This is a genomic window from Micromonospora sp. B11E3 (assembly GCF_039871625.1).
In the GTDB taxonomy this organism is placed as follows: Bacteria; Actinomycetota; Actinomycetes; order Mycobacteriales; family Micromonosporaceae; genus Micromonospora.
Genome location: NZ_JBDPMC010000003.1, coordinates 13904 through 29192, shown reverse-complemented (window position 1 = coordinate 29192; position 15289 = coordinate 13904). Strand labels below are relative to the sequence as shown.

Annotated in this window: 12 protein-coding genes and 1 pseudogene; 5 read left to right on the top strand and 8 right to left on the bottom strand. The window is 73.5% G+C overall.

All coding sequences use genetic code 11. The annotated features are described in order from the left end of the window. Nucleotides 1–54 precede the first annotated feature (54 nt). Nucleotides 55–2355, bottom strand: a complete 2301-nt coding sequence (locus ABGB16_RS02390) for a chromosome partitioning protein (RefSeq protein ID WP_347666285.1) — start codon at nt 2353–2355, stop codon at nt 55–57. Nucleotides 2356–2471: 116 nt separating this feature from the next. Continuing rightward, nucleotides 2472–3527, bottom strand: coding sequence for a hypothetical protein (locus tag ABGB16_RS02385; RefSeq protein ID WP_347666284.1), 1056 nt, complete (start codon nt 3525–3527; stop codon nt 2472–2474). Nucleotides 3528–3648: 121 nt separating this feature from the next. Between ABGB16_RS02385 and ABGB16_RS02380 the strand changes: the two genes are divergently transcribed. From ABGB16_RS02380 to purD, 3 genes are all read left to right on the top strand, one after another. Continuing rightward, complete coding sequence (locus ABGB16_RS02380; RefSeq protein ID WP_347666283.1) at nt 3649–4938, top strand: adenylosuccinate synthase; 1290 nt, start codon at nt 3649–3651, stop codon at nt 4936–4938. A gap of 444 nt (nt 4939–5382) precedes the next feature. Beyond that, nucleotides 5383–5940, top strand: a complete 558-nt coding sequence (locus ABGB16_RS02375; RefSeq protein ID WP_347666282.1) for a hypothetical protein — start codon at nt 5383–5385, stop codon at nt 5938–5940. A 143-nt stretch (nt 5941–6083) separates the two neighbouring features. Beyond that, nucleotides 6084–7337 (top strand): phosphoribosylamine--glycine ligase, encoded by a 1254-nt coding sequence (gene purD, locus ABGB16_RS02370; RefSeq protein ID WP_347666281.1) that lies wholly within the window; start codon nt 6084–6086, stop codon nt 7335–7337. A 25-nt stretch (nt 7338–7362) separates the two neighbouring features. On the opposite strand, the pseudogene ABGB16_RS02365 reads toward purD, so the two are convergent. From ABGB16_RS02365 to ABGB16_RS02355, 3 genes and pseudogenes are all read right to left on the bottom strand, one after another. Further along, nucleotides 7363–8090 (bottom strand): annotated as a pseudogene (locus ABGB16_RS02365) (AMP-binding protein). Between the two features lie 424 nt (nt 8091–8514). Continuing rightward, nucleotides 8515–9729 carry an acyl-CoA dehydrogenase family protein gene (locus ABGB16_RS02360; protein WP_347666280.1) on the bottom strand — a complete coding sequence of 405 codons (1215 nt, stop codon included), beginning with the start codon at nt 9727–9729 and terminating at the stop codon, nt 8515–8517. A 1-nt stretch (nt 9730) separates the two neighbouring features. Beyond that, nucleotides 9731–10183, bottom strand: a complete 453-nt coding sequence (locus ABGB16_RS02355) for an SCP2 sterol-binding domain-containing protein (RefSeq protein ID WP_347666279.1) — start codon at nt 10181–10183, stop codon at nt 9731–9733. Nucleotides 10184–10256: 73 nt separating this feature from the next. Between ABGB16_RS02355 and ABGB16_RS02350 the strand changes: the two genes are divergently transcribed. Further along, a complete protein-coding gene (locus tag ABGB16_RS02350; protein ID WP_347666278.1) occupies nt 10257–10895 on the top strand; it encodes a TetR/AcrR family transcriptional regulator in 639 nt (212 codons plus the stop codon). A 76-nt stretch (nt 10896–10971) separates the two neighbouring features. Here ABGB16_RS02350 and ABGB16_RS02345 read toward each other — a convergent pair whose 3' ends face one another. Both ABGB16_RS02345 and ABGB16_RS02340 read right to left on the bottom strand, forming a co-directional pair. Then, complete coding sequence (locus ABGB16_RS02345) at nt 10972–11589, bottom strand: DedA family protein (RefSeq protein WP_347666277.1); 618 nt, start codon at nt 11587–11589, stop codon at nt 10972–10974. 42 nt (nt 11590–11631) lie between these two features. Next, nucleotides 11632–12906 carry an adenylosuccinate synthetase gene (locus ABGB16_RS02340; protein WP_347666276.1) on the bottom strand — a complete coding sequence of 425 codons (1275 nt, stop codon included), beginning with the start codon at nt 12904–12906 and terminating at the stop codon, nt 11632–11634. A 158-nt stretch (nt 12907–13064) separates the two neighbouring features. Here ABGB16_RS02340 and ABGB16_RS02335 point away from each other — a divergent pair, with 158 nt between their 5' ends. After that, nucleotides 13065–14273: an RNA-guided endonuclease TnpB family protein gene (locus ABGB16_RS02335; RefSeq protein ID WP_347666275.1), complete on the top strand. Its 1209-nt coding sequence runs from the start codon at nt 13065–13067 to the stop codon at nt 14271–14273. A 55-nt stretch (nt 14274–14328) separates the two neighbouring features. On the opposite strand, the gene ABGB16_RS02330 is transcribed toward ABGB16_RS02335, so the two are convergent. Beyond that, nucleotides 14329–15288 carry a hypothetical protein gene (locus tag ABGB16_RS02330; RefSeq protein ID WP_347666274.1) on the bottom strand — a complete coding sequence of 320 codons (960 nt, stop codon included), beginning with the start codon at nt 15286–15288 and terminating at the stop codon, nt 14329–14331. Nucleotide 15289 lies beyond the last annotated feature (1 nt).

The following is a 15289-nucleotide window of genomic DNA, read 5'->3' as shown; positions in this document are numbered from 1 at the left end:
CCGCCGACCGACCACGGCCGGTCCGACGGCTCGTCGGGCCGGCCGTGGTGCCGCTTACAGGCCCTCGGCCACCGCTGCGGCGATCTTCAGCCAGGCGTCCCGGGTGGCCGAGGAGAGCTGCCCGTACCGGAGCGGCTCGCCCGTGTCGATCAACCTCTCGTACGGTGCCAGCAGCACCGCCCGGGTGCGGGCGGCGAAGTGGTCCTGGATGGCCGGCAGGTCGATCTCCTTGCGCGACGGCGGCATGGACACCACCGTCACCGCCTGCCGGACCAGCCGCTGCCGCCCGCTCTGCTCCAGGTGGTCCAGCATCCGGGCGGCGGTCTCCGCCGAGTCGTTCCGAGCCGACATGGTGACCACCAACTGGTCGGTGGCGTCCATCGCGGCCTGCCAGTTCTGCGCCCGGACGTTGTTCCCCGTGTCCACGAAGATCAGCTTGTAGAACCGGCTGACCACCTCCCGGATCTCGGCGAACGCCGAGGCGGTGAGCATCTCCCCGCCGGTCGCCGACTCGTCCGAGGCGAGCACGTCGAACATCCCCTCGCCCTGCGAGCGCACGTACTGCGACAGGTCGCCGACGCGCCCGTGCGCGCCCTGGAACTGGCCCAGGTCGCGCAGCAGGTCCCGCACCGTACGGGAGTGGAAGTCCTGCTGGGCGCGCATTCCGAGCGTGCCCTGGGTCTCGTTGTTGTCCCAGGCGAGCACGTAGCCGCCGCGCTTCTGGCCGAACGTCATGGCCAGCAGCAGGATGGCGACCGTCTTGCCGGCGCCGCCCTTGGGGTTGACCACGGTCACCTGGCGCAGGCCGCCGAAGTTGCGCCGCACCATCTCGATGTCGCGGCGCAACTCCTGCTCGTGCCGGCCGGGTGCGAGTCGGACCAGGCCCATCCGGTTGACCACCGCCCGTACGCCCATCGTGGCCAGCGGCTCGGCCGGCCGCGCCTGGCGGCGCCGGGCGAAGTCCTCGGCGGTCGGCGGGGCGTGCGTGCCCGGCGCCCAGGCCTGGTCCGGGTAGCCCGGCGGCACCCGGGTCACCCCGTCCGCCTCCTGGTACGGCGGCTGCGGCGCGGGCGGCTGGCCCTGCTGCGGCCAGGCCGGCGGGTGCCAGCCGGGCGTCCCGGGCTGCGCCGCCCCCGTCTCGCCGGGCTGGGCCGGCCCGGGGCCCCACCCGACCGGCGGGGCGGCGCCCACGTACCCGGGCGCGTACGGGTCGGCCGGCGCTCCCGCGACGGGCGGGTACGCGGTCGGGGTCAGCGGACCGGGCGGGTTCAACACCGGCGGGTACGGTCCGGGCGGATGCGGCGGAACCGGCTGCCCGGCCCCCTCCACCTGCTGCCCGGCGACCTCGGTCGGCGGGGCGGGTGCCTCGGTCGGCGGGAACGGCTGGTGCGCCGGCTGCCCCGCCCGTACGGCCTCGGGGCCGTCGGTCGTGGGCGGTCGCACCGTCTCGGGGTCGCCGCTCACCGGTGGGTGCACCGGCTCGGGGTCGCCGTTCGCGGCGGGCCGCGGCGCCTCCGCGCCGCCGTTCGTGGGCCGCTGCGGCGGCAGCGCCCACGGCGACTCGCCGGGTCCACGTACGCCGCCGTTCGTCCGGCCCGTCTCCGCCGCCGGATGCGTCTCGGCCGGTGCGTCCGGCGCCGGCTCAACCGACTCGACCTGCCCATCCGCCGCCGCCCCGTCGGGCGCGGCCGCCTCGACGGGCCCGCTCGCCACCCAATCGGGCGCGACCGCCTCACCCTGCCCGTTCGCCGCCGCCCCGTCGGAGGTGGCTGCCTCGGCCGGGTCCGCCACCGGCTGACCAACGTCGAACGTCGGGCCCGCCGTCGTCCAGCGGGCGTCGGCCGCCGCCGATCGGCCCTCGGCCGTCCCGCTCGCCGGTCCGCCCTCGGCGGTGCCGTTCGCGGTTCGGGATCCGGCGGTGCCGCCCGCGGCCTCGGGTTCGGCGGTGCCGCCCGTCGACGCCTCGGCGGCGACCTGCCCGTCCATCGTGAAGGGAAGGTTCAGGTCCACGGGCGCGGGCTGGGCGGCCTGCGTCCCGACGCCGGGCCGGTGTGGCGCGTACCCGCTGTGCGGGTCGAGCGACGGGTACATCTGCGCCGCGAGGCTCGGGTACGCGTTCCGCGCGTCCGTCGTGTCCGCGTACCCGTGCTGCGGGTCGGCGTACCCGTCTCCGGCTGCGTGCGGCGCGACGGTGGCCGGCGGGCGAGGGGCCGGCGGCCAGCCGGCCTCGGCCCGCGGCGGGGCGGGTGCGGCCGGCCCGGGATCGGTCGGGTCCGGTCGCCACAGCGGTTCGATGTCCCGATCCGGCGCCGGCTGCTGGCCGGGTACGTGGACCCGGTCGACGTTCTCGTCCACGACGGTTCCTTCCCATTCCTCCTGCCGAGGATAGGCCCCCGCGGCGCAGCCGCCCGGCCATCGACGCCGGGGTGGGTGATCGCCGCCGCCCCGCGCCGGCGGTCCGGCCTGCGGGATCAGGCCGTCCAGACCGCCCAGGCGCCCGGCTCGATCCACCAGGACCGCTTGCGGCTCAGTTCCCCCGCGGCCCCGTCGTCGAGGTACGGCACCCGCTCGTCGCGCGGGATGACGGCCACCGCCCGGCCCCGGGCCCGGCGTACCTCGAAACGCACCCGCTTCCTGCCGAGCATCGAGCGGGTCACCACGGGCACGGCCACCGCCACCTCCACCACGCCGTCCGTCGGGTCGGCGGTAGTGAGCAGCGGCAGCCCGTCGAGCTGGGCGTACCCGCCCGCGTTGCCGACCGCGCACGCCAGCAGCGGGTCGTCGCCGTCCGAGAGCACCGCGTCGTCGACCTCCACCCGGCCCCGCCAGGGCAGCGGACGACCAGCCTCGTCGGCCGCGCCGAGCAGCGCGCCGTCCAGCGTCACCGAGCCACCGTCGTTGCGCAGCAGGTCGAGCCGGCGCGGGTTGCCGTCCAGCACCGCGGCGGCCACCGCCGCCGGGTCGCGCGGCAGCCCGAGCTGAGCGGCCAGGTCCCGCTGCTCGCCGCCCCGGGCGGGATCGAGCGGGAGTACGCCGACCGGCGGCAGGTCCGGCACCGTACGGTCGCCGGGCAGGTCGTCGGGGCGGCGGCTGGGCGGCGGAGCGTACCGGCGGACGAGCCGGCGCAGGACGGCGCGCAACTGGGCGTCGCTCGCCGTGGCGACGACCAGCCGGGTCTTGGAGTCCGGGTCGGGCCAGGTGAGGCCGTCGGGGCGGGGCGGGCCGTCGAGCCGGGCCAGCACCTCGTCGATCTCGGCGTCGGAGCGGGCGGTGACCGTCTCGACGCGGGCGCCCCGGGCGGTGAGCGCGTCGGCGCAGGCCAGCACCGGCACCCGGGGAGTCTCGCAGCGCTCGTCGGCCTTCCCGGCGTCGGCCTTCCCGGCGTCGGCCTTCCCGGCGTCGGCCTTCCCCGAGTCGGTCTTCTCCGGGCTCTCGGTCGCGCCGCCGCAGCAGGCTCCGCCGCTGCCGCACCCTCCGCCGGGAGCGTCCCGCTCCGAGCCGAGAGTGAGCAGCACCACGTCGTACACGAAGCCTCCTGACCTCCCGCCGCGACCCCTGCCGGCCACGCCGTCACTACTTGTTAGCCTGACACCCCGGGCTCGCTGACCGGTCGCCACCTGGCACCCGAGCCTTCTGAAGGCGGTGGAGATGCCAGCGATCGTGCTCCTCGGCGCTCAGTGGGGCGACGAGGGCAAGGGCAAGGTTACCGACCTGCTCGGCGAGCGGGTCGACTACGTCGTGCGCTACTCCGGCGGCAACAACGCCGGGCACACCGTCATCACGCCGGACGGGCAGAAGTACGCCCTGCACCTGATGCCGTCGGGCGCGCTCTCGCCGAACGCGATGATCGTCATCGGCAACGGTGTGGTGGTCGACCCGAAGGTGCTGCTGACCGAGATCGACGGGCTCGCCGAGCGCGGGGTCGACGTGTCCCGGCTGCGGATCTCCGGCGACGCGCACCTGATCATGCCGCACCACCGGGCGCTGGACCGGGTCGTCGAGCGCTACCTCGGCTCGTCCCGGATCGGCACCACCGGCCGCGGCATCGGGCCGGCGTACGGGGACAAGGTCGCCCGGATGGGCATCCGGCTGCAGGACCTGCTCGACCCGGGCATCCTGCGCAAGAAGCTGGAACTCGCGCTGCGCGAGAAGAACCAGATCCTGTTCAAGGTCTACAACCGCAAGGCGATCGACGTCGACGCGACGGTCGAGGAGTACCTGGAGTACGCCGAGCGGCTGCGGCCGTACATCGCGGAGACCCGGGTGATGCTCTGGGACGCCCTGGACCGCGGCGAGACGGTGCTGCTGGAGGGTGCCCAGGCGACCATGCTCGACATGGACCACGGCACGTACCCCTTCGTCACCTCGTCGAACCCGACGGCCGGCGGGGCGTGCGTGGGCGCGGGCATCCCGCCGACGGCGATCAGCAGGGTCATCGCGGTGAGCAAGGCGTACACGACCCGGGTCGGCTCGGGCCCGTTCCCGACGGAGCTGTTCGACGACAACGGCCAGCACCTGCGCAAGGTCGGCCACGAGTACGGCACCACCACCGGCCGGGAGCGCCGGTGCGGCTGGTTCGACGCCGTCGTCGCCCGGTACGCCTGCCGCCTCAACGGCGTCACCGACCTGGTCGTCACGAAGCTGGACGTGCTGACCGGAATGCCGAAGGTGCCGATCTGCGTCGGGTACGAGATCAACGGCGAGCGGTTCGACGACATGCCGATGACGCAGACCGACTTCCACCACGCCAAGCCGATCTACGAGGAGCTGGACGGCTGGTGGGAGGACATCACGACGGCCAGGACCGAGGCCGAGCTCCCGGAGAACGCCCGCCGCTACATCGCCCGGATCGAGGAGCTGTGCGGCACCCGGGTCAGCGTGGTCGGCGTCGGGCCGGGCCGCGAGGAAAACGTAACCCGCCACCCCCTCCTCCCCTGACCCCGAGCCCCGCCCGCTCGCCGGGCTCCCTAACCCTCCTCGGTGGTCAAGAGAAATGGCTCTTGATCACCGAGGAGCCTCTCGAACTCGTCCGGCGGGTCGCCGCCGAGCAGGACGGAATGGTCACCGCCGCCCAGGCGTTGGCTGCCGGGCTGACCAGGGACCAGGTTCGCCACCTGTGTGACGCGTATCGCACGTGGATGTTTCGTCCCGGCCGAGAGCGTCGCCGGTGCGGGACCGGGGCTTACCCCTGCCGGCATGCGCCGTGCCCGCATCCGAGCCGCCGTCGCCTGTCTCGGGCCAGGCGCCTTCGCCGTCCTGGACACGGCCCTTGAGCTGCACCGCATTGCCGGGCTGCCCCGAAGTTCGGCGATTCATGCCTCCGTGCCGGTGGCCCGCCCCCGGCCCCAGCGACTCAGCGACCCCTTGCTCGTCGTCCATCAGTTGACGACGGCACCCGGCGACATCGTCCAAGTGTCCGGTATCCCGGTCACGTCGCCGCTGCGTACGGTGACCGATGTGATACTCCGCCAGAGCCGGTATCCGGCGGTGGCGGTGCTCGACTCGGCATTGAACCGTCGGCTCCTGACCGACGAGGACCTGGCGGCGGTCCCCGCACTGATGCGGGGTCGGCGGGGCGCGGTGGCCGCGCGGGCGTACCTCGCGGACGCGGACGGTCGGGCGCAGTCGCCGCTCGAGACACGGGCGCGCCTGCGGTGCGTCGACGGCGGCGTTCCACCGGACGTGCTGCAACTGGAGGTCCGCGACGAGGAAGGTCGCCTGCTCGGCATCGGCGACCTGGGCTGGCGCGCGGCGAGGCTGATCGCCGAGGCCGACGGCAACGGCCCGCATGCCGCGCCGGACGCCCTCTTCGCGGACCGCCGTCGCCAGAACCGTCTGGTCAACGCGGGGTGGCGGATCCTACGCTTCACCTGGGCCGACACCCTTCACCCGGACTACATCCCCCGCACCGTCCGCCGCGCGATGTCCGCCCACCACTGACGCCTCCCACGCGGCGGCGGGTGCGGCGGTGGGCAGCCTTTTGATCAAGACGTTTGCGTCATACCGGCGATCAACTTTGACGCAAATCTCTTGATCACGAGCCGACGGTGATGGCGCAGGTGGGGTGGGTAGGATTTGGCAGCGTGCGGGTACTTCTTCTGGGTGGTGGGGGGCGTGAGCATGCGCTCGCCCTCGGGCTGGTGGCCGATCCGGCCGTCGAGGCGCTGATCGCGGCGCCGGGTAACCCCGGCATCGCCGATGTCGCCGAGCTGCGGCAGACCGACCTTACCGATCCGGCCGCCGTCGCCGCGTTGGCCGTCGAGGCCGCCGCCGACCTGGTCGTGATCGGCCCGGAGGCGCCGCTGGTCGCCGGGGTGGCCGACGCCGTACGGGCCAAGGGGATCCCCGTGTTCGGCCCGTCCGCCGAGGCGGCCCGGCTGGAGGGCTCGAAGGCGTTCGCCAAGGACGTGATGACCGCCGCCGGCGTGCCGACCGCCCGCGCGTACACGTGTGCCGATCCGGGAAGCGTCGCGAAGGCGCTGGATGAGTTCGGGCCGCCGTACGTGGTGAAGAACGACGGGCTGGCCGCCGGCAAGGGTGTCGTCGTCACCGACGACCGGGCGACCGCGGAGCGGCATGCGCGTGACTGCGGCCGGGTCGTCATCGAGGAGTACCTGGCCGGCCCGGAGGTCTCCCTCTTCGTGGTCACCGACGGCGAGGCGGCGGTGCCGCTGCTGCCGGCGCAGGACTTCAAGCGGGTCGGCGACGGCGACTCCGGTCCGAACACCGGCGGCATGGGGGCGTACGCTCCGCTGCCCTGGGCGCCGCCCGGCCTGGTCGACGAGGTGATGCGGGACGTCGTCCACCCGACCCTGGCCGAGATGCGCCGCCGGGGCACCCCGTTCGCCGGGCTGCTCTACGTCGGGCTGGCGATCACGGCCGGCGGCCCCCGGGTGATCGAGTTCAACGCGCGCTTCGGCGACCCGGAGACCCAGGTCGTCCTCGCGCTGCTGGAGACCCCGCTCGCCGGCCTGCTGCACGCCGCGGCGACGGGCACCCTGGCCGCGCACCCGCCGCTGCGCTGGCGCGAGGGCGCGGCGGTGACCGTGGTGGTCGCCGCCGAGAACTACCCCGCCGCCCCGCGCACCGGCGACGTGATCACCGGCGCCGACCGTCCGGGCGTCATCCACGCCGGCACCGTCCGCCGGGCCGCCGACGGCGCGCTGCTCTCCGCCGGCGGCCGGGTCCTCTGCGGTACGGCCACCGGCCCCACCCTGGCCGCCGCGCGCGACGCCGCGTACGCGCTGGTGGACGGCATCGGGCTGGCCGGCTCGCACCACCGCACGGACATCGCGGCCGGGGCCGTCGACGGCCGGATCACGGTACCGACGAGCTGACCGGGCGGCGCCGGGGTGAACCCCGTCAGCCGTAGTAGCGGCGTAGCTCGCGCGTCAGCACCTTGCCGGTGGCGTTGCGCGGCAGGTACCTGACGAAGACCACGTCGCGGGGCACCGAGAACCGGGCCAGGTAGTGCCGGACGTACTCGCGGACCGCCTCGGGGTCGAGGGTCTCGCCGGGGTGCAGGGCGAGGAACGCGCGAGCCGCTGGCCGTACTCCGCGTCCGGTACGCCGATCACGGCCGCCTCCCGGACCTGGGGCAGCCGGGCGATCAGGTCCTCCACCTCGGACGGGAAGACGTTCTCGCCACCGGAGACGATCATGTCGTCGGCCCGGCCGTCGACGAAGAGCAACCCGTCGGGGTTGAGCCGGCCGAGGTCCCCGGTGTCCAGCAGCCCGTTGTGCGACTCGCGCCCGGCGCCCGAGGTGTAGCCCTCGAACAGCATCTCGTTGCCGACGAAGATCCGGCCGACCCGGCCGGGAGGCACCGGCCGGCCCCCGTCGTCGAGGACGCGCAGCCGGGTGCCGTGCGGCGGACAGCCGGCGGTGGTGGGGGCGGCGCGCAGGTCGTCCGGGGTCGCGATCGACGCCCAGGAGACCTCGGTCGAGCCGTACAGGTTGAACAGGATGTCGCCGTACGCGTCCATGAACCTCGTGGCGAGCCCGCCGGGCAGCGCCGACCCGCTCACCGCGACCACCTTCAGCGGCGGCCGCGGGTCCGGTACCGGCATCTCCAGCAGCCGTTGCAGCATCACCGGTACGGCGAACATCGCGTCGCAGCGCCGCGCCACCAGCGCGTCCAGCGTCGCGGTCCAGCAGCTCCCGGTACGTCAGCGCGACGCCCGTCTCGTCGACGAGGGCGGTGCGGCCCGGGTCCCGGGCGACGGCCTGGCGCAGCTCGCCCGCGAGGCTCCAGCCCCACCTGCGCAGCGCGTTGAGCTGGGAGACGACCCGGATCGGGCCGCCCGGGGCGAGCAGCCCGCGCCGGGTCATCGTGGTGACGGTGAACGGCAGATCCATCCGCGGGCCTCCTTCGGTGCTGAACCGAGGGCCCCCATCCGGGGACTCTTTCGCCGGGCGCTTCCTCCATCGTGCATCGCCGGCCGGGCGGCCGCCCGGTTGGCAGGTGTCGAGCCGGGTCACCGCCCGGGTGCAAGGGTGTCGGACGGGCCGCGGTCAGCGGACGTGGACGCCGGAGATGGCCCGCGAGATGACCAGCCGCTGGATCTCCGACGTGCCCTCGAAGATGGTGTAGATCTTGGCGTCCCGGTACCAGCGCTCGACCGGGTGGTCCCGCAGGAAGCCGGCCCCGCCGAGCAGCTGCACGGCCTTCTCGGTGACCGACACGGCCACCTCGCCGGCCTTCAGCTTGGACATCGAGCCCTCGCCCGCGGTGAACGGGCGGTTGTTGCGTCCCATCCAGGACGCCCGCCAGACCAGCAGCCGGGCGGCGTCGATCTCCATCTTCATGTCGGCCAGCGCGAACGCGACCGCCTGGTTCTCGATGATCGGCCGCCCGAACTGGACCCGGCTCTTCGCGTAGTCCAGCGCGTACTCGTAGGCGGCCCGGGCCACGCCGAGCGCCTGCGCGCCGACGGTGGGCCGGGACAGCTCGAAGGTGCGCATCGCGGCCTGCCCGGCGGCCCGCCGCCCGGAGCGGGCCCGGTCGAGCCGTTCCAGCAGGGCCTCCCGCTCGCCGAGCAGGCAGCGCCCCGGCACCAGCACGTCGTCGAGGAAGACGTCCGCCGTGTGCGAGGCCCGCAGGCCCAGCTTGCGCAGCTTCCGGGTCGCGCTCAACCCGGGGGTCCCCGGGGGTACGACGAACGCGGCCTGCCCGCGCGAGCCCAGTTCGGGGTCGACCGAGGCGGTGACCACGTGCACCCCGGCGATGCCGCCGTTGGTGGCGTACGCCTTCTGCCCGTTCAGCACCCACTCGTCGGTGGCCTCGTCGTAGACGGCCCGGGTGCGCATCGCGCCGACGTCCGAGCCGGCCTCCGGCTCGGTGGTGCAGAACGCGGCGACGGCCGGCTCGTCGGCCGAGCCGAAGCACTGCGGGACCCACTCGACGAGCTGGTCGGAGGTGCCCGCGCCGTAGATCGCGGCCACCGCGAGCGAGGTGCCGAAGATGCTCAGGCCGATGCCCGCGTCGCCCCAGAAGAGTTCCTCGCTGGCGATCGGCAGGGACAGGCCGGTGGGGTCGGCCCAGCAGGTGGCGAGGAACTCGAAGCCGTACAGCCCGACCTTCGCCGCCTCCTGGACGACCGGCCAGGGGGTTTCCTCCCGCGCGTCCCACTCGGCGGCGGCCGGGCGCACGACCTCGGCGGCGAAGCCGTGCACCCAGTCCCGCAGGTCCCGCTGTTCCTCGTTCAGGTCGAGCGAGAACTCGGCCATGTCAGGCCTTGGGGATGTCGAAAAGGTTGGCGATGTTCGCGGCGAGGCCCAGGTCGCCCTTGGCCTTCAGCTTGCCGGTCATGAACATCATGACGGGGTTGCCGCCGCCGGAGACGACCTTCAGGAACTCGACCGGGCCCATGGTGAGGCTCAGCTTCGGGTCGTGCTGGGGGGTCTGGTTGACCGTGCACGCGCCGTCGGCGATGACGACCTCGTACGTGTCGGTGCCGCCGTCAGGACGGCCGGTGATGTTCCAGTGGATCACGGCGTTGGTGGAGCCGGCCCGGTCGGCGCGGAACAGCGACGGCATCCGGCCGAAGACCTCGTCCAGGATCTTGCCGCGGAGGTCGCCGGACATCACCTCGGCGATCTTGTCGTCGGGGGTGGACTTGACCAGCTGCGCGAACTCCTTCGGGCCCACGTTGGCGAAGTTGGCCGGGTCGAAGTCAGTCATGGGGATGTACCTTCCGGGCGACGACTGTGGTTACTCTCGCGTAACGTTACGCACGAGTAGGTATGCTTGCAAGGTGTCCGGCACACCCACCTTCAAGCGCCTTCCCCGGGCCGTACGCGAGCAGCAGATGCTCGACGCGGCCGTCCGGGTCTTCTCCCGACGTGGCTTCCACGCGGCCAGCATGGACGAGATCGCCGAGAATGCCGGCATCTCGAAGCCCATGGTGTACGCGTACCTGGGCACCAAGGAGGAGCTGTTCATCGCCTGCCTGCACCGGGAGGGCACCCGGATGACGGAGGCCATCGCCGGGGCGGCGGCCCCCGACCTGGCCGCCGACGAGCGGCTCTGGCGCGGGCTGCGGGCGTTCTTCGGCTTCGTCGGCGCGCACCGGGACGGCTGGGCCGTGCTCTACCGGCAGGCCCGGGGCTCGCAACCGTTCGCCGCCGAACTGGCCGCCATGCGGGCCCGCCTCGTCGAGGTGGTGGCGGGAATGCTCGACCACGCGCTGCGCGCCAGGGGGCGCGAGGTCGGCGAGACCGACCTGGAGGTCGTCGCGTACGCCCTGGTCGGCGCGAGCGAGTCGCTGGCCGACTGGCTCGCCGACCACCCGGACGCCGACGCGGAGAAGACCGCCACCCGGATGATGAACGTCGCCTGGCTCGGTGCGGACCAACTCCTGCGCGGCGTCACCTGGCGCCCGCCCCAGGGGTAAGGGAGGGCCCCCTGTTAACGCGTTCAGTAGAGCAGGGGCCCCTTGTTAACACCCGCCGCACGGGGCCAGCCCGTCGTCAGCGCCGGGCGGCGGCGCGCTGGTGAGCGCGGCGGCGCAGCCAACGGGCGGCCTCCACGAGCAGGGTGACCAGCAGCGAGAGGCCGAGGCCGGCCAGGAGTCCCTTGACCGGGTCCCGCTCGAAGGCCAGGCCGCCGTAGTAGCCGAGCAGTGCGCAATAGGTGGCCCAGCTGCCCGTCGCCACGACGTCGTAGAGCAGGAAGCGGCGCAGCGGGTAGTGGACCGCCCCCATGGTGAGGGTGACGGCGGTTCGCCCGCCGGGGACGTACCGCGCGGTGGTCAGGATGAGCCCGCCATGCCGGCCCACCGCCCGGCGGGCCCACTCCGAACCGGCCCGGCGGCGGCTGTCGGCGGGCAGCCGCGCGAGCCGCTGGGCGCCTCCGCGCCGGCCGATGCCGTACGAGCAGTGGTCGCCGGTCAGCGCGCCGAGCGTCGCCACGACGATCACCAGGGCCAGTGCCGGGTGCCCGCCCGTCGCGAACACCCCGGCGGTGACCACCACGGTCTCGCCGGGCACCGCCGGGAAGACGGCGTCCACCGCGGTGACCAGGAAGATCACCAGGTACACCCACGGCGAGGTGATCGTGCCGTAGAGCAGGTCGAGCACCGGCTGCATGTCCCCATGCTCGGCGGGCAGCGTGTTAGGAAGGGGCCCTTCCTATACAAAAGGCGTTAACAAGGTGCCCTTCCTTACCGCCTTGCCCTCGGCGGTGGGCGAGTGGGAAAGAAGCTCGACCGGGGCGTCCAGCGCCTCCTCCACCGCCGACGGCCAGTCGGCCGGCGGGTCGTCGTACAGCGGGCGGGCGCGCAGCAGGCGGGCGGTGAGCGCGGCCTGCCGGTCCAGGTCGCCGGGCGGGCCGGGCTCCAGCCGGTCGATCGTGTCGTACCGGCGGCACAGCCGCAGCCGGGCCCGGCCGCCCGCGGATCGTGCCGGACCGGCGAGGTCCAGGTGGGTCAGCGCGAGGCCGTCGACCCCGCCGGCCGCGTCGAGGGCGTACCGGTGGGCGACCGCGTCGAAGTGGCCGAACCGGAACCGGCCCTGCCAGGGGTTGGTCGGGTTGCGCGGGTCGGTCAGCGGCAGCGTCGGGTCCTCGGTGACCAGCGGCCCCGGGCCGTGCCGGGTGGTCACGACCCGCAGTACGCCCAGCCGCCGCGCCCCGCCCGCCAGGCCCGCCTCGGCGAGCAGGCCCTCGGCGTTGGCGAAGGTCGTCGTGCTCCACGTCGTGTACGGGTGGAAGCCGTGCCACTCGTCGAGCAGCACCCCCTGCGCGCCCTCGAACACGCAGGTCCCGGCGCGCAGCGCCCCGGCCAGGTACGCCCGGTCGACGATCGCCACCCGCCCGGCGAACCCGGTGAACGCGGGCAGGCAGTCCTCGACCGGGGGCGCGTCCAGCGGGCCGAGCTCGGCGGTCAGCCGGCCCCGCAGCGCGGCCAGCCGGCGGCGCAGCAGCTCGGGGCTGCGGCAGTCGGCCACCCGGGGCGCCTCGTCGGGGTGGGCGAGGCCGTACGCGACCGCCTCGCCCACCCCGAGCCCGCAGGAGCCGTGCCGGTCGGCCCCCCGGGCGATCTCCCGGGCCCGGTTGGCGGCCCGGTGGTACGGCGTCGCCAGCAGCGCCTCCCCGTCGACCGTGAGCCGGTCGAGCGCGTCCGGCACCCCCACCGCGGCGAGGTGGTCGGCCTCGGCGGCCAGCGCCAGCGGGTCCACCACCACGTGCCGCGACAGGTGGGTACGCACCCCGGGGCGGAACGTCCCCGCCCCGAACTGCGCGAACGTGTGGTGCCGCCCGTCGCGCAGGACGACGTTGTGCGCCGCCTGCGCGCCCCCGTTGAAGCGGACCACCGTGTGGACCGGCCGGCTCGCGCAGAGCCAGTCCACGACGGTGCCCTTGCCGGCGTCGCCGTAGCCGAGGTCGACCACGATGGTGTGGTTCACATGATCCTCCGAAGGGCGCCCGGCCTTTGGCCGGGGAGGAATTCGGACTCCGTCACAAGCGATCCGGGTGGAGCCGCGACGGCTCCGAGAACAATGGTTTGGTGACCTACCCGTCCTGACTTCTTACACCGCCGGGTCCACTGTGTAAGGTGACGGTTGTGCGGACGGCCTACAAGTGTCGGGCGTATCCGACGCCCGAGCAGGCGGCGGTGTTCCGCCGCACATTCGGTTGCGTACGCCTCGTGTGGAACCGGGCCCTCGCCGAACGCCATGCTGCCTACCATCAGCGGGGCGAGAGAACCTCGTACCGGCAGACCGACGCCGCGCTTACGGCATGGAAAAAGACCACCGAGCTGGCGTTCCTGTCGGAGGTGTCGTCGGTGCCGTTGCAGCAGAGCCTGCGGCACCAGCACACCGCGTTTGCGAACTTCTTCGCCGGTCGGGCCCGGTACCCGCGCTACAAGAGCCGCAACGGTCGCCAGTCGGCGCACTACACCCGCTCGGCGTTTCGCATGAGAAACGGCGCGTTGCACGTGGCGAAGACGACCGGGCCACTGGCGTTCGTGTGGTCGTTCGACGACTCCGACATCGCCACACTTGCCCCGACCATGGTCGTGATCTCCCGGGAGCCGGACGGCCGCTGGTACGTGACGTTCGCCGTCGACACCGACAACCCCGAACCGCGCGAGCCAACTGGGTACGAGATCGGCGTTGACCTCGGCGTCACCGATTTCGCCGTAACCAGCGACGGGCAGCGGATCGCCAACCCCCGCCACCTTGAGCGCAAGGCTCGCAACCTTGCCCGCTACCAACGGCGCATGGCCCGATGCCAGCGCGGCAGCGCGAACCGGGCCAAGGCCAAAGCGAAGGTCGCCCGCGCGCATCGTAAAGTCCGCAACGCTCGTGCGGACTTCCTCCACCGCACGAGCACCCACCTGGTCCGGGCCGCGGACACGATCGTGATCGAAGACCTCGCGGTCACGAACATGGTCCGTAACCGCAGCCTCGCCAAGGCGATTTCCGACTGCGGCTGGGCCGAGTTCCGCCGCCAACTGGAGTACAAGGCCGCACGCGCCGGCCGTACCCTCGTGGTGATCGGCCGCTGGTATCCCAGCAGCAAGACCTGCTCGGCGTGCGGGCATCTGCTCGCCGCCCTGAGTCTTTCCACCCGGCACTGGACGTGCCCGACCTGCCGCACCCGTCATGATCGGGACGTGAACGCGGCGAAGAACATCCTTGCGGCTGGTCGAGCCGTAGCCAGGCACACCCCTGGCGATGCCTGTGGAGCTGATGTCAGACGGCAAGGGTCCTCCCTTCCGCAATCGGCCGTGAAACAGGAACCCCGCGCCGTGAGGCGCCCGGCCTGAAGCCGGATCGGCCGCAAGGCCGTGGGACTCCCCCTCCGCTAGGAGGCGGAGGAAGTCAAAGCCTGTTGACCCCGCCCCGCTTGGTGCCCGGCGCGGGCAGCGGCGAGACGGCGGTGCGTCGGCCGCCGCCCAGCCGGGCCAGCGCCTTCGACACCGTGCCCGTGGCCGCCGAGCCGGCCCGCCGCAGGTCCCGCAGCCCCTCGTCCAGGTCGATGGCCTGCTCGCCGAGGCCGATGGTGAGCGCGATGGTCTCGCAGACCGCGTTCAGGTCGTCCAGCTCGAGGGCGTTCTGCCCGAGCAGGCCGCGCCAGAAGTCCAGCACCTTCCCGTTGCCGGCGTACGAGCTGCCGGCGGGGAGGAGGTAGTACGTGTCCCAGCGCCGGGTCACCTCGTCCACGACCTGCCGCAGCGGCACGTCCTCACGCAGGTCGTCGCCGATCAGGCGGGCCACCTCGCGGGACTTCACCCGGGGGTAGGCCAGCTCGTCGCCGATGACGAACAGGTAGCCGCGCCGGCCCCGCTTCTCCCAGCAGTCCGTCACGGTGTGCCGGGCCATGTAGTACAGCGCCAGCTCGTACGACTCCGTCATCTGGCCGCCACCGCCGCCCTCCAGCACGATCCGGCCGAGGTCGTCGTCCATGCGGTTGTCCGACTCGAACTGCCCGACCTGCAACGGCACCCGGTCGCAGGTGGCGTCGCCGATCGCCCCGAACATGATCTGCGGGTCGCGGGCGTAGCCCTGCCGCTGCAGCAGCCCGAGCAGCTGCGGCAGCTTGGTCTGGAGCACGCGCGGCACGTTGCGCATCGAGCCGGTGACGTCGAAGAGCACGGTGATGGCCAGCGACTGCGGGTGCTCGTCCGAGTCGCGGCTCTCGCGTACGGCGCCGCGCGGGTCGAGCGCGGGGTGCACCTTGCGGGCGCCGCTGTCGCTGTAGGAGAAGGCGCTGGCGCCGGTGGCCCGGCGGTAGCGGTCGGCGGCGTCGTACACGTCGGTGGACCAGATTCCGCTGCCCATG

What these genes read in the sequence shown, in the direction of transcription:
- ABGB16_RS02380 (WP_347666283.1), top strand. Translation starts at nt 3,649, where the DNA reads ATGCCAGCGATCGTGCTCCTCGGCGCTCAGTGGGGCGACGAGGGCAAG.
- ABGB16_RS02360 (WP_347666280.1), bottom strand. Translation starts at nt 9,729, where the DNA reads ATGGCCGAGTTCTCGCTCGACCTGAACGAGGAACAGCGGGACCTGCGG.
- ABGB16_RS02330 (WP_347666274.1), bottom strand. Translation starts at nt 15,288, where the DNA reads ATGGGCAGCGGAATCTGGTCCACCGACGTGTACGACGCCGCCGACCGC.
- ABGB16_RS02355 (WP_347666279.1), bottom strand. Translation starts at nt 10,183, where the DNA reads ATGACTGACTTCGACCCGGCCAACTTCGCCAACGTGGGCCCGAAGGAG.
- ABGB16_RS02345 (WP_347666277.1), bottom strand. Translation starts at nt 11,589, where the DNA reads ATGCAGCCGGTGCTCGACCTGCTCTACGGCACGATCACCTCGCCGTGG.